The 26,844-nt window shown below is 48.4% G+C and carries 19 protein-coding genes; 14 read left to right on the forward strand and 5 right to left on the reverse strand.

Annotated features, from left to right (window positions below; all coding sequences use genetic code 11):
• Positions 1-61 precede the first annotated feature (61 nt).
• The 12 genes from GJR95_RS17900 (at position 62) to GJR95_RS17955 (ending at position 17,182) form a co-directional block, all read left to right on the forward strand.
• Positions 62-3,490, forward strand: coding sequence for a PKD domain-containing protein (locus tag GJR95_RS17900; RefSeq protein ID WP_162387161.1), 3,429 nt, complete (start codon positions 62-64; stop codon positions 3,488-3,490).
• A gap of 148 nt (positions 3,491-3,638) precedes the next feature.
• Positions 3,639-4,730, forward strand: a complete 1,092-nt coding sequence (locus GJR95_RS17905; RefSeq protein WP_162387162.1) for a sulfite exporter TauE/SafE family protein — start codon at positions 3,639-3,641, stop codon at positions 4,728-4,730.
• Between the two features lie 69 nt (positions 4,731-4,799).
• Positions 4,800-5,993: a trans-sulfuration enzyme family protein gene (locus GJR95_RS17910; RefSeq protein WP_162387163.1), complete on the forward strand. Its 1,194-nt coding sequence runs from the start codon at positions 4,800-4,802 to the stop codon at positions 5,991-5,993.
• Positions 5,994-6,375: 382 nt separating this feature from the next.
• The gene (locus tag GJR95_RS17915; RefSeq protein WP_162387164.1) at positions 6,376-7,092 is read left to right on the forward strand and encodes a phosphoadenylyl-sulfate reductase; all 717 of its coding nucleotides are present in this window, start codon (positions 6,376-6,378) and stop codon (positions 7,090-7,092) included.
• Between the two features lie 74 nt (positions 7,093-7,166).
• On the forward strand, positions 7,167-8,069 hold the full coding sequence (gene cysD / locus GJR95_RS17920) for a sulfate adenylyltransferase subunit CysD (RefSeq protein ID WP_162387165.1): 903 nt from the start codon (positions 7,167-7,169) through the stop codon (positions 8,067-8,069).
• Positions 8,070-8,160: 91 nt separating this feature from the next.
• Positions 8,161-9,426 (forward strand): sulfate adenylyltransferase subunit 1, encoded by a 1,266-nt coding sequence (locus GJR95_RS17925; protein ID WP_162387166.1) that lies wholly within the window; start codon positions 8,161-8,163, stop codon positions 9,424-9,426.
• A gap of 42 nt (positions 9,427-9,468) precedes the next feature.
• Entirely contained in the window at positions 9,469-9,609 is a 141-nt protein-coding gene (locus GJR95_RS17930) for a hypothetical protein (protein WP_162387167.1), read from the forward strand.
• Between the two features lie 159 nt (positions 9,610-9,768).
• Positions 9,769-12,099 (forward strand): GAF domain-containing protein, encoded by a 2,331-nt coding sequence (locus tag GJR95_RS17935; RefSeq protein ID WP_162387168.1) that lies wholly within the window; start codon positions 9,769-9,771, stop codon positions 12,097-12,099.
• 311 nt (positions 12,100-12,410) lie between these two features.
• On the forward strand, positions 12,411-14,570 hold the full coding sequence (locus GJR95_RS17940; protein ID WP_162387169.1) for a nitrite/sulfite reductase: 2,160 nt from the start codon (positions 12,411-12,413) through the stop codon (positions 14,568-14,570).
• A gap of 47 nt (positions 14,571-14,617) precedes the next feature.
• Positions 14,618-15,382, forward strand: a complete 765-nt coding sequence (gene cobA, locus GJR95_RS17945; RefSeq protein WP_162387170.1) for a uroporphyrinogen-III C-methyltransferase — start codon at positions 14,618-14,620, stop codon at positions 15,380-15,382.
• A gap of 301 nt (positions 15,383-15,683) precedes the next feature.
• On the forward strand, positions 15,684-16,556 hold the full coding sequence (locus GJR95_RS17950) for an alpha/beta hydrolase (protein WP_162387171.1): 873 nt from the start codon (positions 15,684-15,686) through the stop codon (positions 16,554-16,556).
• A 215-nt stretch (positions 16,557-16,771) separates the two neighbouring features.
• Entirely contained in the window at positions 16,772-17,182 is a 411-nt protein-coding gene (locus tag GJR95_RS17955) for an ester cyclase (RefSeq protein WP_162387172.1), read from the forward strand.
• A 161-nt stretch (positions 17,183-17,343) separates the two neighbouring features.
• Here the strand turns inward: GJR95_RS17955 and hisS are convergent, their stop codons facing one another.
• From hisS to GJR95_RS17980, 5 genes are all read right to left on the reverse strand, one after another.
• A complete protein-coding gene (gene hisS / locus GJR95_RS17960; RefSeq protein ID WP_162387173.1) occupies positions 17,344-18,708 on the reverse strand; it encodes a histidine--tRNA ligase in 1,365 nt (454 codons plus the stop codon).
• A 132-nt stretch (positions 18,709-18,840) separates the two neighbouring features.
• Positions 18,841-19,929, reverse strand: coding sequence for an Ig-like domain-containing protein (locus GJR95_RS17965; RefSeq protein ID WP_162387174.1), 1,089 nt, complete (start codon positions 19,927-19,929; stop codon positions 18,841-18,843).
• A 16-nt stretch (positions 19,930-19,945) separates the two neighbouring features.
• Positions 19,946-21,058, reverse strand: a complete 1,113-nt coding sequence (locus GJR95_RS17970; RefSeq protein WP_162387175.1) for a hypothetical protein — start codon at positions 21,056-21,058, stop codon at positions 19,946-19,948.
• Positions 21,059-21,237: 179 nt separating this feature from the next.
• Positions 21,238-21,834, reverse strand: coding sequence for a YceI family protein (locus GJR95_RS17975; protein ID WP_162387176.1), 597 nt, complete (start codon positions 21,832-21,834; stop codon positions 21,238-21,240).
• Between the two features lie 167 nt (positions 21,835-22,001).
• A complete protein-coding gene (locus GJR95_RS17980) occupies positions 22,002-24,617 on the reverse strand; it encodes a TonB-dependent receptor domain-containing protein (protein ID WP_162387177.1) in 2,616 nt (871 codons plus the stop codon).
• 255 nt (positions 24,618-24,872) lie between these two features.
• Here GJR95_RS17980 and GJR95_RS17985 point away from each other — a divergent pair, with 255 nt between their 5' ends.
• Together GJR95_RS17985 and GJR95_RS17990 are read left to right on the forward strand one after the other, a co-directional pair.
• Positions 24,873-25,940, forward strand: a complete 1,068-nt coding sequence (locus tag GJR95_RS17985; protein WP_162387178.1) for a sensor histidine kinase — start codon at positions 24,873-24,875, stop codon at positions 25,938-25,940.
• Positions 25,940-26,707: a LytR/AlgR family response regulator transcription factor gene (locus tag GJR95_RS17990; RefSeq protein ID WP_162391754.1), complete on the forward strand. Its 768-nt coding sequence runs from the start codon at positions 25,940-25,942 to the stop codon at positions 26,705-26,707. Before GJR95_RS17985 ends, GJR95_RS17990 begins: the two co-directional genes overlap by 1 nt.
• Positions 26,708-26,844 lie beyond the last annotated feature (137 nt).

Raw genomic sequence — 26,844 nt, forward strand, 5'->3', positions numbered from 1 at the left:
ACTATTGCCAGCGAGTTGAGTAAACGTCACTATCTTGCCTGCATCCACTCCTAATTCACAAATGCGAACCTCAACGCTTCGTCCGTCACTCAGCCACTTGGTGCTGATTATGCTTTTACCGGCTATCTCTGCATTGGGTCAGATCGGGCCATCGATTAAACCGAAAGACGGTCGCTACGACATCTGTCTGAAAGAAGGTCAGACCAAAATGACGGTTACAATTCTCCTCGATGTTCCATCGGGAGCAACCTGTGTTCTAAATAACTATAAGATCGAATGGGGTGACGGCAAGTCCGATCAAATCGTTTATGACCCGAACAAACTGGAGCTATCGCATGAGTACGATGTTAAGAACTTTGTCGAACAATGCTTGAATGACGACGATATAACCATAAAATTTAAGCAGACAGATAATTGCGGCTCGGGAAATCCAGCCAACAACAGTTTCGACATTACCTTCCGAAATACGCCCCGGCCCAAATTTACAGCCTCACCCATTTGTGCAGGCCAACAAATTACCCTCCAGAACCAGACTTGTCCACTCAGCAGTCAGAACACTTACTCCTGGACTTTTGGTGACCAGGGCCCGCCTAGTTCCAGCAACAGCCACACCTATGCCAACAAAGGCACATACACGGCAACGCTAAGCGTATCGGGTGTTTGTGGGACCAGCGGCCCTTATTCGGCACCTATCGAGGTCTTAGAAAAAGCAAAAGCGGCTATTGCCGATTCGGGAGCCGTCAAAATGAGTAACGATACGGCATTCGTTTGCCTGACCAGCGGGGCAATCCTGCGCTTCGATGGCACAAATTCTACCGGAGCTACCAGCTATAACTGGAACATTCCGGGATCAGTCACTTATCTGGATAAAACCAACGGCAATTCACCTAAACCTAAAGTTCAATTTACCAAAGCCGGCGATTACACCGTAACGCTTAGTGTTGATAATCCGTGTCGTATTCCAAGTCAGGTCAAATTTGTTGTCCGGGTGCTGGATTTGCCAAGTCCCACGCTAAAAGCGCAGCCCAATGTTTGTGAGCCGTTCACCTATACCGTCGCGAATCCTATTGCCGGAGCTACCTATACGCTCAATGGGCAACCTTTCGACCCCATTGTAGGCGTCCCATTAGCACTAACGCCAACTGCCTATGTTGTTTCAGCGTCCACCGCGAACATCTGCGGTTCCCGACCTGTCTCAATTACATTTTTTGTCAATAAACCCAGCGATGTAAAGATCACCTCGTTACCAAAGTCATCTACCGTCTGTGCAAACAGTAATCCGATAAAGCTAAAGGCGGATCAACCCGGAGGAACCTGGACCCTGAAAAATACCATATCGGGCATACAACTTAACGCAAAAGCAGGCGATACAACGCTGGTCGTTGGCGGTAGCGGCACGGTCCAGCTCGAATATTCACTTGGTCAGGGCGCCTGCCGCGTAACTGACCAGGTTGAGGTGACAGTTTCGGGCGTTGGCGTTTCGGCCAGTAACATTACAGCCTGCGCCAGCGAAGGACGAGTCAAGCTATCGGGCAGCCCGGCGGGAGGAACCTGGACAACGACTGATTGCTCGGGTTGCATCCGGAACGATTCGCTCATTTTAAGCGGACTCACAAACAACCTGTTCCGATTTACGTATCAGGTAAGCAATGCTGGTGGCTGTCAGGCTTCAGCTAATTTTACGGTTACAGTTGGGCAACCCAAGGCCGCATTCTCCATCACTGGTCAGTGCAGCGATAAACCGGTCACCGTCAACAACACCTCAACCGGAGCCGACACTTACGAGTGGATTGTCAACAGTATGACCATCGCAACTGGTCGGCAACCAACGTTAACCCTACCGGCTGGTCCTCAAACGGTAACCTTGCGGGTTAAATCCGGAGGTTGCCAGAACGAATCCCAGCAGGCCGTAACCCTAACGGCTCCCCCTCCAGCCGTGAGTCTGACACCAAATAATCCAACGGGCTGTGCGCCCCTGGCCGTTACGTTCGCGGTCAATGGCACTGCTCAGGCTGGTGTTACCTACCGCTGGAATTATGGCGACGGTGCGACCGCCACTGATTTCACGGCAACAAGTCATACCTATCAGAACTCCGGGCAAACAACACGGACCTACACGGCAACCTTAACAGCGGCCAACGGATGCGGATCGCAAACTGCGACCACGGGTCTTACCGTTCGACCGCTAGCTTTTGCTGAAATCGGCGTCGATTCGACCAATGTTCGCTGCACACCCGCAACCATCCGTTTCTCGAACCGCTCCGTTGGGCAGGGACAAACCAGCCTGTGGAATTTTGGGGATGGTTCTTCCCGCCAAACCACGCAGGATACCATTTTGCATCTCTTCTCGGCCCGCGATTCAGCCCGAACGTTCCGGGTTAGCCTCATTGTCCAGAACAGTTGTGGCCGCGATACAGATGCCGTTTCGATTCGGGTCTATCCGAGTCTTGTGCGCCCCCTGTTTAACATGTCGAACGCGCGTCCGTGTGCGGGAGAAGCTATTCAGTTTACCGATGCGACCGTTCCGCGCCCAACGTCCTGGGTATGGCGATTCAGCGATGGAACCACCGAAACAAGCCCGAATCCGCAACATCGTTTTCCCGATGCGAATAAAACCTATACGATTACCCTGATCGCGTATACGCCCTGCGGGTATGATTCCCTACGCCGAACCATCCAGACAACCTCTCCACCACCGGCGAGTTTCGCCCTGGCAGCTCCGTATGTGTGCCGTGGTCTGGCAGTCGCTTTCACCAATAAAAGCAATCCGGCGAATCGATTCCGCTGGAATTTTGGCGATGGCTCCCCGATCGATTCGGTCAATTTTTCCCCCAAGCACATTTTTTCCGGTACACAAACCAATTACAACGTTACGCTAACCGTAATAGGCGCTACACCCGGTTGCTCTTCAACATTAGCCCAACCGGTCAGTGTTCGGGATGCGCCAAAACCCGATTTTAGCATTGAAGGAGGAGCCGATGTATGTACACCTGGCCCTGTACGGCTCATTAGCACCGACCCCAAGGCCACGCAATTTCGCTGGCAACTCAGTAATGGGCAGGTCCTGACAACACCCAAACCAGAATTGGCGCTACCGCCAGGCCGATATGATGTTAAATTGACCGTCAGCTACGATCAGGGTGTTTGCGCCGATTCCAGTACTCGCCCCGACGCCATAAATGTACTCCCCTGCGAAGTTGTGGCACCCGAAGCGTTTACCCCCAATTCGGATGGGATCGGCGATACATGGACACTCTTCGGCGACACGGGCGTAACGCGTATTGAACGACTGCGCATCTGGAATCGATGGGGCGAACTTATTTTCGACGCCAGTGATATTCCCCTGAACAGCAGTAATCCAGGTGAATGCTGGGACGGAACGAATCGGGGCATTCGGATGCCTACGGGACAATACCCTTACGAAGCCGATGTTATCCTTCAGGGGGCTAATCACCAGAAACGAGTGGGCAGTATTGCGCTGATACGCTGAGTCGTATACGAAATTTGTCAGTAATTTGTATTTACACAACTCATTACTGTATCTTTGCACCCTCACACTTCGTTAAACTAAAGCGGCACTTTATTGTGCCGCTTTTCATAAATACACAAATCTATTTATTCGATAGAATTTAAGCACTATGAATAGTCAGGACGAGACCGAACTGGCATCAACCGGAGCAACGGTCGCATCGACTGCCCTTCCAATTGATCTTAACGGCTTAAAAATCAACTTACAGGGTGATCTGAATCGAACAGCAGCACAAGCAATTGCGCTTCGGGCTGCTTTTCCTGACGCTCAGATCATTACAACGGCCGATTCTACTCCCCGATTTCAGCAGCCATTACTCCGGCGTCGAACCCGTACCGAAATTGCCATCTACGTTTTCGCGGCACTCGCTCTGATGATCGTTGGTCATCTGCTATTCAGCTATTTTACGCTGGATCGGTTGACGTTGCTCGCCAATGCCATTGATCTTACACCTGACATTTTTTATTTTATACTGGCTGGCTTTGTCGCGCAAATGATTGATGGTGCGCTGGGTATGGCCTATGGCGTTACCGCCACCACTTTTCTAACCAGCGTTGGGATCAGTCCGGTTTTTGCAACAGCCAGTGTGCACAGCTCCGAAATTTTCACGTCCGGCGTTTCGGGCTATATGCACCTAAAATTCGGCAACGTAAATAGCCGGCTATTTAAAATTGTGCTCATTCCAGGCGTCATTGGAGCGGCACTCGGAGCCTTTCTGATCACCAAACTGGCTGATATGGAAATCGTGTCCAAGTATCTCTCTCCTGCAATCTCGGTCTATACCGCCATTTTGGGTATTCTTATTCTCCAAAAAGCCCTTGTTAAACGGACGAAGAAAAAACCGGTTCGTCAGATTGGGCTGCTGGCCTGGTTTGGTGGTTTTGTCGATGCCATTGGTGGAGGTGGCTGGGGACCAATTGTGAACACGACGCTGATCGCTTCGGGCCGGCACCCGCGCTATACCATTGGCTCAGTCAACCTGGCCGAGTTTTTTGTGTCCTTTGCCTCATCAGTCGTGTTTGCCCTCTACGCCGGACTAGGGAATTATGGCCTTGTTATTTTAGGTTTGATTCTCGGGGGTATGATTGCGGCTCCCATTGCGGCTATGCTGTCGCAGAAACTACCCGTTAAAACGATGATGATTTTAGTCGGAATCGTGGTGATTTTGGTAAGTTTGCGCAAAATTATTCTATTCTTCTAGTAGCTGGGCCAAGCGGGAACTTCGCCTGTCAAATTACGCGGGCCAAACTGAAATCTGGCTCAGATAAGTATGAAAAAACAAACCAAAGCCATCCGTACTCAGGCGCAGAAATCGCAGAATCGCGAACATTCTGTACCGCTATATCTAACATCGAGTTTTGCCTTTGAAAGTGCCGAACAGGGAAAAGCATTGTTCGAAGAAACCGAAGAGGGAAATATCTACTCGCGCTTCTCGAACCCGAACGTGACCGAGTTTGTCGATAAGGTCTGCATGCTGGAAAATGCCGAAGATGGCATTGCCACCGGAACGGGCATGGCGGCCGTGTTTGCGAGTATGGCTGGTCTATTAAAATCAGGTGATCATCTGGTGGCCTGTCGGGCCTTGTTCGGGTCGGCGCATCAGATCATCACGCAGATTCTCAGCAAATGGGGTATTACGCATACCTATGTAGACGCTACTGCGTCAGAAGCAGAATGGGAAGCTGCCATGCAGCCCAACACCCGGATGGTCTACCTCGAAACTCCGTCGAACCCAGGTCTTGAACTGGTCGATCTGGAAATGCTGAGCCGATTGAAAACGAAATACGGCTTTATTCTGAACGTCGACAATTGTTTTGCCACTCCAATTCTGCAAACCCCCATTGATTATGGAGCTGATTTGTCGATTCATTCGGCGACCAAGTTTATGGATGGTCAGGGACGTGTGCTGGGAGGTATCGTTGTCGGCTCAAAAGAATTGATTCAGCCGATTCGGTTCTTTGCGCGGCATACGGGGCCATCGCTGTCGCCGTTTAATGCCTGGATCTTATCGAAAAGTCTGGAAACGCTTGATTTGCGCATGGAGCGTCATTGCCGCAATGCGCTTCAACTGGCCGAAGCGCTGGATACCCACGCCGAAGTTGAACGGGTGCTGTATCCATTCCTTCCCTCCCATCCACAATATGATCTGGCCAAACGGCAGATGAGCGCGGGTGGCGCCATTGTAACGATTGAGCTGGAAGGCGGATTCGAGCGTGTGAAAGCGTTTTTCGATGCATTAACTATTCCTACCCTTTCCTCAAATCTTGGTGATTCGCGGACCATTGTAACGAACCCGAACACGACGACACATGCCAAATTGAAACCTGAAGAAAAGGCTGCATTGGGTATTACGCCGGGCCTCATTCGTATTTCGGTGGGTCTGGAAGCGATCGAGGATCTGATCGAGGATTTCACGCAGGCAGTAGAAAAATCGGCGGAGGTAGTTAAAGAGAAAGTAGCCTAGCACCATGTAGTAGGCTAAAACATATATTGGCCACGAGCATCGAATGCTTCCCGTGTAAACAGGCATTCATTCAGGCATCCTGGAACTGACCTTTTGCCCGAAAAAGACCTAGAAGCATACTGGCGAATGGGCTCTGTCTGTTTATTGAATAGAACCCGAATATGAGTGTGATTGAATGACAAAAAAATGAACAGGCAAACGAAGACAGGTAGCGTGAAGTTCCTGCCACTGACCCGTTTGCGTACTTTGCCAGGCTGATTCACGGGGAAACTAAACCGGACGAATTAACGTCATTAGAAAACAATGTGATTGTCATGGAAATTCTTGATGCTGCCCGCCGGTCGGCTAAAACAGGCAAGGCGGTATCACTAAAACAGAAATTATGATTGCCGAACCTACTTCCTACACGCTCGAAAGTCTGGCCGGCCGATTACACGGCCTGAGCAATATTGAAGCACTGCGAACACTGGCCGAGCTATTTCCGGGCGAGGTTATTTTTTCGACTAGTCTGGGCTACGAAGATCAGGTCATTACCGACCTGATTCTGGCCAATGATATTCCGATTAAGATTTTCACCCTTGATACGGGTCGGATGTTTTCAGAAACCTATTCGGTCTGGAAGAAAACGAACGACCGGTATGATGCAAAAATTGAAGCCTATTTTCCGAAAGCAGATGCCGTTGAATCGTTAATGACGACGAAAGGGCCATATAGCTTTTATGACTCGGTCGAGAATCGGAAAGAGTGTTGCGGTATTCGTAAAATAGAACCATTGAACCGGGCACTGAAAGGGCAGAAAATCTGGATCACGGGCATTCGGGCCGAACAGTCGGCCAACCGCCAGACCATGACCCAACTCGAATGGGATGACTCCCACAGCCTGTTTAAGTTTCATCCGCTGATGGACTGGACGTTTGACGAGGTGAAACAATACGTAAAAGACCATAACGTACCTTATAACCCGCTCCACGACCGGGGTTTTGTCAGTATCGGTTGTCAGCCCTGTACCCGCGCCATTCAACCCGGCGAAGATTTCCGTGCTGGCCGCTGGTGGTGGGAAGATAACTCGAAGAAAGAGTGTGGATTACATGTTAAATGAGCGAAAGGGTGAAAGAGTGAAAGAGCGATTGTTCTCCACTCTTTCGCTCATTTGCTCTTTCACTCATTAAACGAATGAAACTCGATTATTTAGATCAGCTCGAATCCGAAGCCATCCATATCATGCGGGAGGTTGCCGGTCAATTTGAGCGCCCCGCGCTGCTGTTTTCGGGTGGCAAAGATTCCATTACCCTGGTCCATCTGGCTCTGAAAGCCTTCAGACCGGGGAAATTTCCGTTTCCACTCGTGCATATCGATACGGGACACAACTTTCAGGAAGCACTCGATTACCGCGATAACCTGGCCGAACGGATCGGCGAAAAACTCATCGTCCGGTACGTTGAGGACACGATCCGCGAGAAAAAACTCAAGGAACCAACGGGCCGGAATGCGACCCGAAACGGCCTGCAAACCTTCACCTTGCTCGATACCATCGAAGAATTCGAATTCGATGCCTGTATCGGAGGTGCCCGTCGCGACGAAGAGAAAGCACGGGCTAAAGAGCGCGTTTTCTCCGTACGGGATGAGTTTGGTTCCTGGGATCCGAAACGCCAGCGCCCTGAACTCTGGAACTTATACAACGGTCGGATTCATAAAGGCGAAAATGTTCGTGTATTCCCGATCTCGAACTGGACTGAACTCGACGTCTGGAATTACATCCGGCGCGAAAAGATCGAACTGCCCAGCATTTATTTCGCTCATGAACGCGAGCTACTCATCCGCGATGGTAAACTAATGGCCACTGCCGGTGGTGTTATCAAACCCGAAGCCGATGATCAGCTCGTGACCCGGCGTGTGCGCTTCCGTACGGTGGGTGATATTTCCTGCACGGCGGCCTCTGAATCGCAGGCCGACACACTCGACGCGGTTATCGACGAAATTCAGGCTACGCGTATCTCCGAACGGGGCGAAACCCGCATGGATGATCAGCTCAGCGAAGCAGCCATGGAAGACCGCAAAAAAGGCGGCTATTTTTAATCGTGAATGATTGAATGAGCGAATGCGCGAATAATAACAGCCGCAAAACCATTCACTTATTCACTCATTCACTCAATCACTCATTGAGTTAATGGATCTCTTACGATTTATAACCGCCGGTTCGGTAGACGACGGCAAAAGCACGCTCATCGGGCGGCTTCTTTACGATTCTAAATCCATTCTGGCCGACCAGCTCGAAGCGATCGAACGAGCCAGTAAAAGCCGCGACGACGGCGAAATTGACCTGGCTCTGTTAACCGATGGCCTTCGCTCGGAACGAGAACAGGGCATTACGATCGACGTCGCTTATCGCTATTTCCAGACACCGAAGCGTAAGTTTATCATTGTGGACGCGCCGGGCCATATTCAGTATACCCGCAACATGGTGACGGGTGCGTCGAACTGTCAGTTAGCCATTGTTCTGGTCGACGCCCGGCATGGCGTGGCTGAACAGACCCGTCGGCATTCGCTGATTGCGTCGCTTCTTGGCATTCCGCATATTGTGGTGGCGATCAACAAGATGGATCTGGTGGGCTACTCTCAGAATGTGTTCTCCGATATCTGCATTCAGTACGCTGAGCTAGCGAAAAAGCTGAATGTTCATCAAGTGACATACATTCCAATGAGTGCGCTCAATGGCGATAATGTTGTCGACCGGTCAGAAACGATGCCCTGGTATGAAGGTCAGACCCTGCTTGAACACCTGGAGACGGTAGTGATCGATGACGATGTCAACGGAGAAACGGAAGATCATCATCCGGGTCGTTTTCCGGTTCAGTATGTGATCCGCCCTCAAACCGCCGAGCTACACGACTATCGGGGCTATGCGGGTAAAATAACCAGTGGTATCTTTCGCAAAGGCGACGCAATCACGGTATTACCTTCCGGAGAAACATCGACTATCGATGCCATCGAAATAGCTGAAACCCAGCTGGATGAAGCCGTTACGCCGATGTCGGTTGTTTTACACCTGGCAACGGATGTCGACATTAGCCGGGGCGACCTCATCGTACGATCCGATATCCAGCCAATCAGTAGCCAGACGGTCGAGGCAATGCTTTGCTGGATGGATACCAAAGAGTTTAAGGTTGGTAATAAATACGTTTTACAGGTGGGCACTTCCCGGACCCGTTGCTCCGTACGGGCGATTGCCTACCAGCTAAATATCAATACGTACGAGGAAATTGAAGGCGTAGATAGCCTCAAATTGAACGATTTAGCCAAAGTAGTTCTGCGTACGGCCCAGCCCATTAGTTTCGATCCGTATCAAAAAAACCGCGCTACAGGCGGAGCCATCCTGATTGATGAGACCTCGAATGTAACCGTGGGCGCATTGATGCTCGTAGGCGAAGCCTAAATAAATCGCCTTAACAGGCGTGTATTGATTCCGGTCTGTTACATGCCTGTTAAGGCGATTTATCCGTTTAGTGAGTTAGTCGTTCACGACATCGATATAGCTGAAATTGATTTTCAGTTAATCCAATCCTTTTCTTACCCTGATTTTCAGCTTCAGTATAAACCGGGCGGGTTTCTATCGTAAATTCATGCCAATCTACTGTAGTCTATCTGAGCAACCCTAGCATATCGAAATTCAACGATAAATCCTGGTAATTTTAACAGGGTCGATAAACCGGGTAATCCAATCAGCAAGGACTCCATATTTTATTGGCAGTAGGTTAAGGACGTAAATCCCTATACGATGAACCTATTCGCTTTCCCAGACGCTCCATTTCAGGTACAACTGTGTTTCGATCCGATTATTACGAATCTGGAAAAGCGAGCTGCCGAAACTACGGGTGAAGAAGCTCATCGGGCACTGTCTTTACTGGACAAAATCGCTGCCTATCCCGAACTGCGAAACGGTATCACAAATGCTTCTCAGATTACGCAGAATACCGAGCTGATTAGCAGCCTATTGGCCGATTATTTCCCTGCCGCACTGACGCTGAATGAAATTAAGGCCGCCAACATCCCCTATTCTGGAATTATTTTCAACCACACCCAGCGATTCAAAAACATTCTTAACGCGGCAGGGCCAGACTTTACAATCAATATCCGGGATTTCGAGGAGCATCAATTTTATATTAGCAGTTGCTGTCTTATCCTGAATCAACACTATAACACCCAACTCGATTTCAGTAAGCCGCTATTCTTCGATATCCCAACCAGAGATGGCATCATTAAGCATTATCGAATCCTGTATAATGGTGATTTTCTGGAGATACTTCCTACCGAAAAGGCCGTTAAGTTGTCGCAGGACGATATTAGCCTTTTATTAGACAAGTATAATGACCTGGATTTGTGGAAAGAGAAATTTCCTAAAGAGAGCTGGCGTCTGAAAGGTTTTGCCATCATGACCCTGTTCGATGCCACCGTTGAGAACGCGGTTTCCTTATTTAAAGAGAAATTACTGGGATTAAGTGCGGTCGATTTTCACGTCAATATTGAATCAATCTTCCAGTCAATTTTCCAGATTCCCGATCTAAAGGTTGGGTTTTCACTCTTTAAATCAGACCAATACCGATTTACGAGGGCCGCTTTTGGGCACCCTATGTTTAGTTTTATCGTCGCCGATGGTCATTCTTATACGGCCGAAGAGGAATTAGGTTCCTACACGTATCGTAGCCTGGTTCATGAGCGAGTATACGTTGCCGCATCAAATACTGCTGAATTTCTGGCTGTACACCCTGAGAGTCAGTTAGCGAGTCGCTTTTTAGCCCAAAATATTCAAAGTTTTATTCTCGCACCTGTTGTTAAAAATCAAGTTTTATTAGGTGTTCTGGAGATTGGTTCGCATTTGCCCCAAAAGCTCAATAGCGTAAATGCCAACAAACTGGAGGTAATTATGTCTTTTTTAACGGACACCGTTGAACGGCTGATTGCCCAAATGGAAAACCAGATTCAGGCCATAATTCAGGACAGGTTTACTGCTATTCACCCCAGTGTCAACTGGAAATTCAGGGCAGAGGCACAACGGCTTATTGAGGTTTCGCAATCGGGCGTCCTCTCAGCCGTGAGCGAAATCGCCTTTCCAGCCGTATACCCCCTCTATGGGCAGATCGATGTGAAAGGCTCATCGGAAGCACGGAACGAGAGTGTTCAGCATGATCTGCAACAGCAACTTAAAACACTGGTTGCACTTTTAGAAGGACTAAGCGAGCAACTACCAACGGAGTCTGGTTATTTCCGGGAAGCGCAGCAGCAATTATCGGATTTCCTGATCGAGCTTTCGATGGGCATGAAAGCCAGCACAGAACAGCACATTACTATGTATATAGAACGAACTGTTCATGATCGTTTACAGCAACTGGCAAGCGCTGACCAACTGCCCGAGATAAAGGCTTATTTCGCTGAAACGATTAAGGATAAAGGTGCCTTTCATGCTTGTCGCCGACGGTATGAAACGACCATTTCAAGGATTAACGATACATTGGCCGACCTGCTCGATAAGCGGCAAACAGAAGCCCAGACAATTTTCCCCCATTACTACGAGCGATTTAAAACCGATGGCGTCGAACATAATTTATACATTGGCCAATCCATTGCCCCTACCCATGAATTTGACGAAGAAAAGCTGAATGAGTTACGGTTATGGCAGCTTCGTGTACTTTGTGAACAATTCATAGCTCACCAGCAACTTTTACCCAGTTTACCCTATCCGCTTGAGGTAACGGCGCTGGTTCTGGTGTATCCGTCAACGATCGGCATACGATTTCGAATGGATGAAAAGCGATTTGATGTCGATGGAAGTTATAATGTGCGCTATGAAATTGTTAAGAAGCGCATCGATAAAGCGCTTATAAAAGGAACCACCGAACGAATAACGCAGGCGGGTCATCTTTCAATTGTATATATTAATGACGCCGATGAACTGGCTTATACTTATTATATGCGCCAGTTGCAGCAACTGAACCTGCTGGAAGAAGCGATAACAAACGTTGAGGTTGAAGATTTGCAGGGGATTTCCGGTCTAAAACTGTTACGGTCTAAGCTAAAACACGAGGGAGTCTTGCGTTTAGCCGTTAGCTAAACAGACCTGATTAACACCAGACGGATTGAATGGCCTGGCCAAGTCTGTTTTTCGTTGGAAACGCCAACCAATCAGATAGTCTATTTATCTAATAGTGTGGTCATTACCAATTAGCTACAAGTTATTGACCAGTCGATTAGTCATAACCAATTCTTATCGTCCATAACCAAAAGTTGGGCACCTGCTGAACCCAATCCGCCAAAATTTCCTTTATTATTGTACACGGAAATCGTCCTGAACTTGTAACGCCGGTTAAAAACGGCGTTTTGTTCAAAAGAATTAGTTGATCAAATCTATAGAGTTTAATACATATGTCTATCCAACTTACCGACAAGGTTAGCGAAGCCGCCCGGCGCGATATTCTGGATCTGGAAAAGAAGATAAGCTCGTTCCAGTCTGGCGATATAGCCGACGAAGCGTTCCGGAAATTCCGGCTCACACGTGGAGTTTATGGGCAGCGGCAACCGGGTGTGCAGATGATTCGGATCAAACTGCCCCACGGACGCATTACGGCTGACCAGCTCACCCGGATTGCCGACCTGTCGGATAAGTACGCGACGGGCAATCTCCACGCGACGACCCGTCAGGATATCCAGCTCCATTTTGTCAAACTGGCTGATTCACCCCAACTTTGGGCCGATCTTGAAGATGCTAGCATTACACTAAAAGAGGCCTGTGGCAACACGGTTCGGAACGTGACGGGTTCGGCACGCGCGGGCGTTGATCCAAGCGAGCCCTTTGACATTACGCCCTACGCCTTTTCCATATTTGACTATTTCCTGCGCAATCCAATCTGCCAGGATATGGGTCGGAAATTCAAGATTTCGCTCTCATCGAGTGAGAAGGATTCGGCCTATGGCTACATGCATGATGTGGGTCTGGTAGCACGGATTCAGGATGGCCAGCGTGGTTTTAAGGTAATGCTTGGCGGAGGTTTGGGCGCACAGCCTTTTTCGGCACAAACTGCATTTGAATTTCTGGAAGAAGAGCGCGTCATTCCCTTTATTGAGGGAGTTATCCGCGTATTTGATCGCTACGGCGAGCGGCAGAAACGGCACAAAGCCCGGATGAAGTACCTGCTGAACGACATTGGTCTTGAGGAATTGCTCCGGCGCATTGACGAAGAGACGCCAGCCATAAAAAATAAAGCGTTTTTGGTTGACAGCTCACAGTTTTCGGTGTCGGACCAATACGCCGAACGCCCGGAAGCCAGCAATTACCAACTGACCATCGGCCCCGAACAGAGTCAAAGTTCAAAGCTAAGCACCTGGTTCAAAACGAATGTATTTGAGCAAAAACAGGCGGGTTGGTATGCCGTTCAACTGCGGGTTTTACTCGGCGACATGCATTCAGATACGGCCCGTGCACTGGCACAGATTGTAAAGCAGTATGCTGCCGACGACATTCGGGTGACCGTCAATCAGGGCTATCTGCTTCGGTATATTCGTCCGGAGAACCTCACTGCTGTTTTTGAAGCGCTCGATGCGTTAGGTCTGGCTGAACCCGGCTTCGATACGACCGCCGATATTACAACCTGTCCTGGTACGGATACCTGTAATCTGGCCATTTCGAGCAGTTACGGCATCACTCGGGCTCTGGAAGAGATGATGCACGACGAGTTTCCTGACCTTGTTTTCAACGACGATATCAAGATCAAAATCTCGGGCTGTATGAACGGTTGTGGTCAGCATTCCGTTGCCAATATTGGCTATCACGGTTCGTCGCTTAAAAATGGCGCTTACGTCCTGCCTGCCTTACAGGTACTACTCGGTGGTGGCTTTAACGGCAAAGGTGAAGGACTGATTGCCGATAAAGTCATTAAGATTCCGGCAAAACGTGGCCCTCATTCGCTCCGGTTTTTGCTCCGTGATTTTGAAGCCAATTCGTTCGATGGCGAGTACTACAGCGATTATTACGCTCGTCAGGGGAAGAACTATTTCTACCAACTGCTTAAACCGCTGGCAGATCTGAAAACACTTATAGATAGCGACTATATCGACTGGGATCATACCGAACAGTATGTTACCGAAGTGGGTATCGGCGAATGCGCCAGCGTACTGATCGACCTTGTAGCGACAACGTTGACCGAAGCCAGTGAAAAATTGGGTTGGGCACGCGAAGCCCTGGCCGAAAGTCGTTGGGCCGATGCGATCTACCATGCATATAATGTGTTCATTACGGGTGCCAGAGCTGCTCTGATGAGCCGTGATGTTCCAACCAACACGCAGCATGGCATTGTGAGCGATTTCGATAAAACGTTCCTTGGCGAACCTGATTTCCATCAGGCCGAGGGCGACTTTAAAACGCTCGTATTCAGCATTAATAAACAGGAGCCATCTGAAACGTTTGCGCGTCAGTTTATCGCGAAGGCCGAAGCCTTCCTGCAAGCCGTTCAAGCCTACCGTGAAGCTCAGATCGAGCTGGAAGGCCTTCCCGAATTGCAGGAATTAACGCAGGCGCAGGATAGCTAAGAATTGACTGACTGAATGTTTCAGTCAGTCAATAATTCAATCAGTCAATGAAACTTACTCTCGTAGGAGCCGGACCTGGTGATCCGGATTTGATAACCATAAAAGGAATTCGGGCGTTGCAGGCTGCTGATGTGGTCATGTATGACGCCCTTGTTCATCCTGACCTGCTCGATCATTGCCGTCCTGATGCGCTGAAAGTTTACGTCGGCAAACGCCGGGGTGCTTATTCGTGTATGCAGGAAGATATTAATCCATTAATTGTACACTATGCCCGGCAATATGGTCATGTTGTACGGCTCAAAGGGGGCGATTCGTTTGTGTTCGGCAGAGGTTACGAAGAGATCGAATTTGCTCGTCAGCACGGTATAGAAACGGCCGTTGTCCCCGGTATATCAAGCAGTTATGCCGTTCCGGCCTCAGCAGGCATTCCCCTTACAACGCGGGGTTTATCCGAAAGTTTCTGGGTAGTTACCGGTACGACAAAAGCCGGACAGTTATCTGCTGATCTTCGGTTGGCAGCGCAGTCGTCGGCAACGGTTGTCGTGCTGATGGGCATGCACAAACTGGCTGAAATCATGTCCGTTTTTACCGACTTTGGCAAAACAGAAACGCCGGTTGCCATCATCCAGAATGGTACGTTACCCGACGAGCAGATCGTGATTGGAAACGTGGAAACGATCCTGGAAAAAGTAAACGAATCCGGCATCGGAAATCCAGCCATTATTGTTGTGGGTGAAGTGGCTGGCTTGCCAACCGGTCAGACGACGGCGGTAGCAGAAGCGATCAGCCAGCATCTGTCAGAAACGAAATAAAGCACAGGCAATGCCTGTTCACATACCAAAACCTGTAGAGAACGCCATTCCTGGCACTCTACAGGTTTTGGTATTTATGACCATACTATTATCCTTAAATTCGTCAGTAAATGCTTATCATCTAAACTTTTCTATAGGTTTAATAAGGTTCAAATTAATCACAAAGCACGCTAAAGCCTATTCGCAAAGGAGTTAAATCTTTGGCTAAATTTCGTTGTGTTTTTACTTCAGCGTACTTTGTGGTTAACTTAAAAAGTGCGAACAGACCCATTTTTAAAACTTTAATACAGCAACATAAACGATGAGAATAGTCGTAATAGTAGCGTTAGTTTCCTGTGCAATACGCTCATTTGGTCAAGCTAGCAACGCAAAAAAAAATGACCAAACTCAACCCTTTATTCTTGGCGTCATTGATCAAATTGCATCAACAGAATTATCGGAAACGAGAATCTTAAACATTTATCTCCCTGAAGGTTATACGAAAAACGATACGGCGAAGTATCCTGTCGTTTATCTGCTGGACGGCTCCGCAGACGAAGACTTTATTCATATTATCGGGCTGTATCAGTTTAATAACTTTGCCTGGATAAACCGGGTACCTAAGTCAATTATTGTTGGTATTGCCAATGTGGACAGAAAGAGAGATTTTACATTTCCGACCACCAATACCGAAGACAGGAAAAAGAATCCGACTTCGGGACATTCCGACAAATTTTTAAATTTTATAGAAAAAGAATTGCAGCCCTATATTCAAACCAAATACAGAACTAATTCATCAAAAACGATTATTGGACAATCACTTGGGGGGTTATTAGCCACTGAAATTTTATTAAAAAAGCCATTACTCTTCAATAAGTACATTATTATAAGCCCTAGTTTATGGTGGGATAATGGTTCTTTGTTAGCCGGTAAATCAGCCCTTTTACAGAAAAATTTTCCAAAGAAAACGGACATTTATATTGGCGTCGGGAAAGAAGGGCTTACGCCGGGTACGATTCCACGCGTTATGGAAGTAGATGCCAATCTGTTAGCAGACAAACTCAGGAGCTTGGAAAGCAGCCAGATAACGGTTCATTTTGATTACTTACCTCAGGAAGACCATGCCACAGTAACCCATCAGGCCGTATTCAATGCATTACGGCTTTTATATCCTGTAATTCATACCGATAAATAAGCTAAGAATCATCCACAAAAGGACCAACCGTGAGACTCTTCAGGAATAACAATAGAACAATACCATTTTAAAATTTACCAATATTAATTTTTGTCCTATATTAGGCTCTCGGATCAAGAATTCTGTATAGTACAAACTACATGAATAGAACAGAATAGTTTAATAAATCCACTTACAACTAGTTCCTCTTTTATACATTCTAAAGACTATTTATTATGAGAGCCGCTACTTCTACCGTTCTTTACAAATGGTTCAATGAGGTCTGGAACGACGACAACGAAGATGCAATCGATCAGCTAATGACTTCGGAGTCTGCTGCCAATGGAATCTTAACGGCAGATCAGCCGAAAGGCCCAGAGGGGTTTAAAATTTTCTTCAGAGGATTTAGAAGCCAATTTCAATCGGTTCGCATTGAGATTGATGATGTAATTTCGCAAGATAACGTTGAAGCAGCGAGAACTACTGTCCATGCCATTCACACGCAAACGGGGAAAAATGTAACCTTCTCCGGCATGTGTATGGTCAGAACTAAAGATGGAAAAATTGATGAGGCATGGAATAACTACGACTTTCTTGATCTGTATCAGCAACTCGGCCAGCAACTAACTCCCGTTGCCGAACCTTAAGCAAAAAGAAAGCAGAGGAATTGCCATTCATCAATCCATATTTTGCCTAAACGTGTATAATAGGCATGTCTTCCGGATGAAGGTGTGCCACGGTTCAAAACCGTGGCACACCTTCATCCGGAAGACATGATGCTATCAAAACTTAGTGATACTCTACTACCTTATTTGCTCACATGCTCTACCACGGCATCCGCGCTTATCTTCTGCTGCTCGCCGGTTACCATGTTCTTGATCGACAATAGGCCGGTCTGCACTTCTTCCGAACCAATCAGTATGACATAAGGAATCGCCTTGGCATTGGCATAATCGAGCATTTTCTTAACTTTTGCCAGATCAGGATAGGCTTCCGCAGCGATATCGGCACGACGAAGCTTGTTCAATAAAGGCAAGGCAACCGAACGGGCGGCTTCATCGAATGGCACAATAAGCACTTGCGTCCCCTGCCCTGCCGAAGCCGGGAACAGGTTAAGCTCATCCATGACGTCGTAGATCCGGTCAACGCCAAACGAAATACCCACACCCGACAGACCCGGCATGCCGAATGCACCCGTCAGGTTGTCGTAGCGGCCGCCCCCGCTAACACTCCCAATGGAAACGCCGTTGGCCTTAACTTCAAAAATAGCACCGGTATAATAAGATAGACCGCGCGCCAATGTCGGATCAATTTCAACCCGAGAATCAGTCAGCCCATACTGATCCACCAATTGAAGGGTCTGCTCCAGTTCTCTTGTTCCCTGACTAGCCGTTTCCGACGTCGAAAGCCATGTTTTCAGTTGGTTTATCACCAGCAATACTTCCTGGCCACCCAACTCAAACATCGGATCGAGCTTTACAATCGATTCCTCCGAAAAACCACGCTCGCGCAATTCATCAAGGACTTTTTCTTTTCCGATCTTATCTAATTTATCGATCGCTACACTTAACAATCCTTCTTTGCCCGGTGCTCCAATTACCTCAGCAATACCAGCCAGAATTTTGCGATTGTTGATCTTTAATGTAAAATCGGCAACACCCAGGTTCCGGAAAACCTCATGGATCATCAATACAATTTCGGCCTCACAAAGCAACGAATCCGTACCCACCACATCGGCGTCGCACTGATAAAACTCCCGATAACGTCCTTTCTGCGGCCGATCGGCCCGCCAGACGGCTTGCATCTGATAGCGTTTAAACGGTAATGCCAAATTAGTGCGGTTCATGACCACATATCGGGCAAAAGGAACCGTCAGATCATAGCGAAGCCCTTTTTCGGCAATTTTTGGCGTCAATTTTTTCGAACCATCCTGTAAGTCAGCTTCGGTCAGATTAGCGGCAAAATCGCCGGAGTTGAGTATCTTGAAGAGAAGCTGATCGCCTTCGTCGCCGTACTTGCCGGTCAGCACCGACAGGTTTTCCATGGATGGCGTTTCGAGCGGCAAAAAGCCAAAACGTTTGAAGGTCTGTCGAATGGTATCGAATATAAACAGCCGTTTGCTCATCTGCTCCGGCCCAAAGTCACGCGTTCCTTTAACAAGTGATGGTTTCATCCCGCAAAATTACGGATGAGGGCGGAATAAAATGAGTTTGATTTAGGAAAGCCCGTAGCTACGTTCCTGTAGCGTTTCTGATTGCATCTATTTATGCGCGTTGGTCAAACGAAAAATGCAGTCGGGTACTGCTTATCGTACACTAAATACACGCTCAACGAACGAACGGGATTTTACCGGGAGGTCCATACGAGTCACGTCGCGATCGAAAGGGCGGTTCAGATTATTGCCCGCCAGATCTTCCAGTCGTCCCTCTATTCGTAATCGGTACTGGCCAGCCCTCCACGGTTCTGCGGGCTTAAATTGGGCTCGTTTTTCTTCATCGTCGGGTTGCCACGTACCTGAAATTGGTTTCCCATTTTCGCCAGAGACATGTAGGGTTTCGATCAGGAGACTATAATCGAGAGCCTCTCCGAACGTGACTTCCAGCGGTTGCACACTTCCCAATTGGGGCTGATTGATGGTCCACTGGGCCGGATTGGGAGAAAGGCTATCCCGTTGAACAGTTAAAAATGATTTTGTTGCTGTTTTCCCCAAAACCGCTCCCTGCTGATCGGGCCAATCCGAAGAAACAACCAGTTGATAGTGAACGGACGCTTGCAAAGGGGCACCTAATCGTTTGTTAGGCTGCAAATCACGTTTGATTCGGCCGGGGTCCAGCCAAAGTGTAAGAACGGTTCGGTCGGCGTTCCAGAGTTCAGGCTGGAGATTAAGAAATACGCCGGGCAAGGTATCGGTGTTATTTTTCAGGATGGCAACATACTTCTGCGATTGTCCTTCCTGCATAGGTCGGGAAAAATGCAGGTAGATTTTCAGCAAGTTATCCGGCAGTGAATCCTGAGAAGGATAAATAGCCAGTAAAGCAGGATTGTCACCCGTCGCCAGAGAAGGGATAGTGAGATTGCTCAGCCGTTTATTGCGTAGCCAAACGGTATAGCTCAGGCCACGGGTAAATGGTATAAGCGGCTGAAAAACAATATCGTCGCCAACCCGTTTGTACTTACCCAAAATGGCCGTCTCTTTATTGGCCAGCCGCACCGATAGCAATTGTGACAGCGAATCCACCGAAACAGATTCAACAAGTTGTTGAGGAATAACCAGTCCGGTAGCCCGTTTGCCATCCCAACGGATCGCAATTCCGGTATCTCCCGACTGTTGACAACCCGACAGCAGACAGAATGCAAAAAAAATCAGGCCACACAACGCGTGTAACCTGATCATGTAGTGCCATCTATGCCTATAATAACCAATCATTGGAAGTCCAAAGATCAAGATTACCGTTTGATCGACGCTGTAGTAAGATCATTCGTGTATCATCCAGTTTGTCGAGCTGGATCACATTGGTCAAGGGAAGCGATACAAAATCCACCCCGGCGGTAGCAAAATTTTCAACTACGGGCGTCGTCAATGAGCCCTGGTAGGCTTCGATATTCTTGTATCGTACCTTAAATACCGGCCGACTAGAGTTGGCCATGATCAGGAAGGATTCATTGCCTTTTTTCAGGGTGATAATATCCAGGGGCTGGTTGCCGCTGCCCATTTCAGCAACGGTTCTACCTTTTACATGGCTTCCGGCCTTTAATTCGTCGAGCGGAAACAACACCAATGGCGTACAGGTGTAGCTGGCCAACAGGTATTTTTTGCCCTTTATTTCGGTCGTTGTGAATGTCTTGATCGGTGCCATCGTTTCATATTTGCCGTGGGCAGCATGGTAGATTTCGAGTGATGCCTGGTCCTGGGCGTTTGTAAACGGAAACGGAATGCTACGAAACGTAGATCCGAACTCCTGATTCGACAACCCGCTGACCATCACTTTCCCGTCGGCATATCCCATGTCGGAAATGGCGGCAACCCGTAATGATTCACCCCGCTTATCTTTAGCATCTTCGGCAGGAACGTTCGTTAGTGCCAGTGTTGAAAACGGAATGGCGTCCAGCGAAACGGCGGAGATTTTATCGCCCTCAATCCGGAGCAAAACGGGCGTACCATCACTGTGTTGTACGGCACAATAGACGTTCTTCGACTTTGGATTGACAGCAATGTCCTGAATCGTAATGTTTTTCACTTCGGTCCCTAAAAGGGCGGCAATCTTCTGATCAATATTTTTAATATCGATCGGATTAGGCTTTTCGACCAGGGCGGCATCTTTGGTATCGATGGCAAAAACCGTAGCGCTTTTCCCATCACCAATAAACAGAACCCCGTCGGGGCCGAATGTCAGTGCATTGATTGATTTAATGCCGGGTGTTCCGATTACGAACCCATACTGATTACGGGTGGAGCGGGTAGTGGTAGCTAGTAATAGCAGCCCAACTAAGCCTACTGCCAGTACGGAATATATTTTTTTCATGTTTGTAAAGGTTAGTTTCTTATAACTACGTTGATAATGGGTTTACTGCGTGAATATAAGCAGATTAGCTCACGTTTCTACGCATCTTAATTGAGTTCAAAGGCTTTTCTTAGGCTAAAGCAAAAACCCTGGCTTGACGCAACGCAAACCAGGGCGACACCAGAATTAGTAAGGTGTTATTACTTTTCGGCTACTGCGCTATCCTGTTTGGCGAATTCGCCGTTAACCTTAATTTCTACCTCATCGCTGACAACCACAACCGGGATTGTGCCCACGCTAAAATCGGAACGTTTCAGTGTGCTGTTAATTTTAAAACCGGCTTTTTCCTGCTCTTTGCCACCCATGCCTTTCATCATAACGGGGCCAGTCATGGTTGCATCCAGCGTAATGGGTTTCGTTACACCATGCATGGTCAGGTCACCGGTTATTTTATATTTCTTACCCTCTACTTTCTTGAATGATGTGCTCTTGAAGGTCAGAGTCGGAAATTTGGCAGCATCGAAAAAATCGGGGCTTTTCAGGTGATTATCCCGGCGCTCGTTGTCGGTGCTGATGCTGTTCACATCGGCCGTAAACTCAAAAACGGCATCGGATAAATCGGGCTTGGCAGCGGTAATTTTGGCATCAAACGTTTTAAAATTACCGTCTACTTCCGCTAATAAATTGTGGGTCACCGTAAACCCTGCCCGAGAGTGGGCTTTATCGACCGACCAGGTTTGGGCATTGGCTGCGGATAAAGTAAACAGGCTGATAATGGTTACTGCGAGTGATTTCATTTGTGTACAGGTTTTATGGTAAAAGTGAATCGGCATTAATCAGATTTTTGCTCAGTTCAGCACCGTGCCACGGTTTCTGATCACAGGCAGTGTAACCGTGGCACGGTGCTGAACTGAGCAAAATCATCTATGAATTGAACTAGAGAATACTATGTAGGCTGATTAGCTTATTTGGGGCGATTGCCAGCCGGTGCTGCTGGTTGCTGACCACCTCCATCACCTTCGCCTTTCACGTCGTCGTTGCTCACAGAGCGGGATTTCCGCCGGGGCTCTTCGAAGGTCATTTTGCCAATTCGGTAATTGAACGTAATCTTTATGTTCTGGTTGTAGAGGTGGGTAACGTTTACCTGAGAAAGCAGTGGAGAGTTCAGGTTGGTACGCATTGTTACGCCATTTCCGATAAAATTCTCTGCCGCCAGCCCGATACTGCCCCGCTTATTAGCTAGGTCTTTTCGAACACCCAGCGAGTACATATAGAAACTACCCATCGTGCCCTGTAACTGTGGCATTGGTCCACGAAAGAAGCTAAACACCTGCGCGCTCCAGCCCTTATCGAGTTGCAACTGGCTCATCAACCGCCCCCCGATGCTTACGCCCGTGTTGCTGATCGTCACCGATTTACCATCAGCGCCGGGTGTCAGCCCCTGCAAATACATGTAGTAACCATCCAGACCGCCATTCAGGCTCCATTTTGAGGTGAGATTGGTATTGAAGAAGACATTGGCACCTACCGTACGTTGCACACCGATGTTCTGATACGTGGTGATGATGCTCCCTGCCGGAAATCCGGTGGTCAGCGTATCGGCTGGTATCCGAATCTGCGAAATGGCATTGTTGGTTAACCGGCCAAATACCGCAGCATTCAGGTATGTTTTCTTGATAGTCGAGCTTAAACTCAGTTCGACATTGTCTGTCAGCTCGGGGCTTAGATTGGGATTTCCCACCATAATCATCTGTGGGTTAGCCGCATTCACATTGGGGTTCAGTTGTTGCAGGCCCGGCCGTTGAATTCGACGGTTATAGGCCGCCTTGAGCGTGCTTCCGCCCTTCAAACTCTTCGACACGTTAACACTTGGCACCAGATTACTGTAATTGGGGATATTGAGGGGCGTATTTTCGTTCGCCGTAGCTGTTATACCCGTATGCTCATAGCGGGTACCGACTTTAAACGTGTATTTACTCGGCGTAACGTAGGTATACGAAATATAGCCCGCACCGATGTTCTGGTTATATTTAAGTGCTCCCGATGGATTTGTCGGATCAAAAACCAGTTCGCCGGTACTGCCGCCTATCTGATATTGATAATGGCTGTCTACCTGGCGCATAATGGCCTTACCTCCGAATTCCAGCAACTGGTTTTTCCGGATTGGCGTCTGATAGTCAGTCTGGAAGGTGATTTCCTGATTGGTATTGTTGTTCAGATTTCGCTGACGCGCCGTCAATTCACCCGTTTGGCCCAATATATCGGCATAAAAGTTATTGGTTAATCCGGTGCGGCTATACTGCGTAGAAATGCTCCATTCCTGCTGAGGCTTGAACGTACGAACATAATCCAGATTCATATCCACCGAATTAGACAGATCCTTCCGGTCTACATCGCGGTTAGTCATACCCAGCAGTGTTTCACCGGCGAACGTACTAGTCAGCTGAGTTTGCTGCTGAACGAAATTGCGGGTACCATACCGGATATTGGCCGATAACGACTGATCTTTAGCCAGGTCGTAGTCGATACCCAGCGTATACTGGCCGAAAAGTGGTTTATCGAAAGCGGAAGCCTGCTGGCTTGTTCGCAGGGCTTGTGTGCCGGAAAGTGTGGTCTGATCGAGGGTCGAGGAGGCCCGGTTATACATGGCCCGGCCAAAACCGCCAAGGGTAAGCCCCAGTTTTCCCTGACGATACGATCCATTCAAACCCAGGTTGGAGGCCCGAAGCCCTGCACCAGCGTCTACGTTCAGCGTAAGGCCATGCAGTGTATTCTTTTTCGTAACGATGTTGATAATTCCGGCGGCTCCCTCAGCGTCGTACTTGGCCGATGGGCTGGTGATTACTTCCACGGATTTAATCATATCGGCGGGCAGTTGCTTAAGTGCATCCGCTACATTGGCCGCCACGATCGTTGAAGGTTTGTTGTTGATCAGAACCCGGATGTTCTGGCTTCCCCGCAGGCTAACATTACCATCCAGATCAACCGACAGCATCGGCACGCGCTTCAGCACATCCGACGCATCGCCCCCTTTGGCTGTTATATCTTTATCGGCGTTGAAGACAAGCCGATCCACTTTTTCTTCAATCAGAGCCGCCTGACCCGTTACGGTCACTTCGCCGAGCGTGCGAACGTCGGCCTGAATTTTTACGGAACCCAGGTTAAGATCAGTACCTTTTGCAACCGTAAATGGCTTGGAATCCAGATTTTTGTAGCCAATGAACGAGTATTGAAGCCGGTAATCGCCCGGAGCTAGTTTGGTGAGTGCGAAGTGGCCTTTGGCATCAGAGGTTGTGCCATCGATGGGCTTATTGGTTTTTACATTGATGAGGGCAACCGTAGCAAATTCAACGGGTTTGCCCGAAGTCGAATCGACCAGAATACCCGCTATTTTGCCATTTCCTTTGGGGGCGTCTTCGGCTACACCCGTGAATTCTTTCTTGCGTCGGTTATCCTGTCCGCCGAAACCACCGGGGCCGCCGGGGCCACCGCCCGGCGGACCAAACTGAGCGTATGTGGTTTGAATCTCTGTCAGGCAAAGTCCAAGTGTGAGTATAAAAAGCAGGAATTGTTTCGTCATTGTCGGGGCATTTCTGGTTGAGAGCCCAAAACAACACCTATTCCCGCGAGCATAAAAATCGAATAGACCGCCGGGATATAAACGCCGACAGATACCCTATTTTAGCCGATGGAACGAAATTGACAGGGACTAAATCCGATTTGTGCCAATCTATCGATCTAAATGGCCTAACTATCGGCAAATTTGGGGTAGCAAGCGATTGCTTGTCCAGGAGTTAGCGTTTTGATGTAAACTTGTAGCTTCTGATCTTAACTTATGGCTGCTACCCGATTTTCACGCCGATACGTTTCATTACTAAGCCATGTGCTGGGCTGGGGATTACTGGGCTACCTGCTTTTTTTCTCACAGTCGTTCAATTCCGAAATCCATCTACCTGATTTATTCTGGGTCAGGCAAGGTATTTTTTTCGGCCTGATGGTGGGCACCTTTTACCTGAACTCCCAACTTCTAGTACCCCGTTTTTTGCTATCCGGTCAAACCGGACGTTATCTGCTGGTACTGGCAGGCATCGTTATTTCCACCCTTTTCATCTTGTGGTGTATTGAAACCTGGTTTAATCTACCCATTCTGCTACACAGAGCTTTTCACCCGGACGGAAAGGGTCAGCCTAAATTCTATGGCTGGATTCAACCAGCGGTATTTACAATTCTGCTGGTTTTAGGCATTAGCACCAGCATGGCTTTGTTGCAAAAGTGGCAAACCGACACCAATCTGCGGCTGGCGCTGGAGCAGGCAAAAACAACGTCTGAACTCTCGTTTCTGAAGGCTCAGATTAACCCGCACTTTTTTTTCAATACCCTCAACAATATCTACGCCTTAACCTTACTCGACGTAGAGACCGCCCGCGAAGCGTTGCACCGGCTCTCACGGATGATGCGCTACGTCTTGTACGACACCCAGGCGGGCACTACGCTGCTGAGTAAAGAACTGTCGTTTGTCGGCGACTACATTCAGCTCATGCAGCTTCGTCTAACCGATAAAGTTACTGTTACCCTCAATTCACCAAACCCGCTTCACGATCAGCCGATTGCGCCTATGCTCCTGTTGCCTTTTGTCGAAAATGCGTTTAAACACGGCGTCAGTGCACTCCAACCAAGCTGGATCACGATTACCCTCCAACAGCAGCAGAACAAGCTCTTACTGGATGTTAGGAACACCCTGTTTGCCGAAAAAACACCCTCTCTCGAAGCGGGAAATGGCATCGGGCTAACCAACACCCGTCGGCGGCTCGATCTGCTTTATCCGGATCAATACGTACTGGCTATCAATGAGCATACCCCTGCCGGCGAGTACCATGTTCATCTAACCCTCAATTTATCATGATCACGCTTACCTGCATTGCGGTAGATGATGAACCTCTCGCCCTGGGGCTGGTCTGTGCCTTTATCGAAAAAACGCCATTTTTGCAATTAGTTGGTCGCTATAGCAGTGCTGTTGAAGCGTTGCAGGGTTTATTGTCAGGTCCGGTTGATGTTATTTTCCTCGACATTCAGATGCCTGACCTGACCGGGCTTGAGCTGGCCCGCGTTCTGGAACGCAGCAATCGGGGTGCGCTCACGACACGAATTGTCTTTACAACCGCTTTCGATCAGTTTGCCATCGATGGATTTCGGGTAGATGCGCTGGATTATCTGCTGAAGCCTTTCAATTACGAAGAGTTTTTACGGGCAGCCACGAAAGCCCGCCAATATTTCGAGTTGGTGCAACGTGTTGAGGTTACGCCTGTAATTATGCCTGCGCCAGCAATTTCTCCGGCTGAAGTGACCGACGATTTTCTGTTTTTAAAAGTTGAATATCAGCTTGTTCGCATCGCTTACAACGACATTCTGTATATTGAAGGCTTGAAGGATTACGTGAAAGTATACCGCCAGAGCGACCCCGACAAGCCGCTGTTGTCCTTAACGAGCCTCAAAGCACTCGAAGAAAAATTACCTGCCAGGTACTTTATGCGGGTGCATCGATCCTATATTGTAGCCCTGGATCGGATCAGTGCCGTTACGCGCAATTCGGTGCAGATCGGGTCTGTCCTGATTCCCGTCAGCGATCAGTACAAGGACACTTTTGGTCAATTCATTAGCCGCTGGCTGTAAAGCAATTAGCAGCAACTCGGAGACGTGATCCCAGTTTACTCCTACATATGCTGACCACTTACACCTTTAAATAATCTTGTTTGCAAAAGGCAGCTCATTTCACTAAGCTTGTCACAAGCGAGAAACTAGTTAAATAC

The sequence above is a fragment of the Spirosoma endbachense genome (assembly GCF_010233585.1).
Lineage (GTDB): Bacteria > Bacteroidota > Bacteroidia > Cytophagales > Spirosomataceae > Spirosoma > Spirosoma endbachense.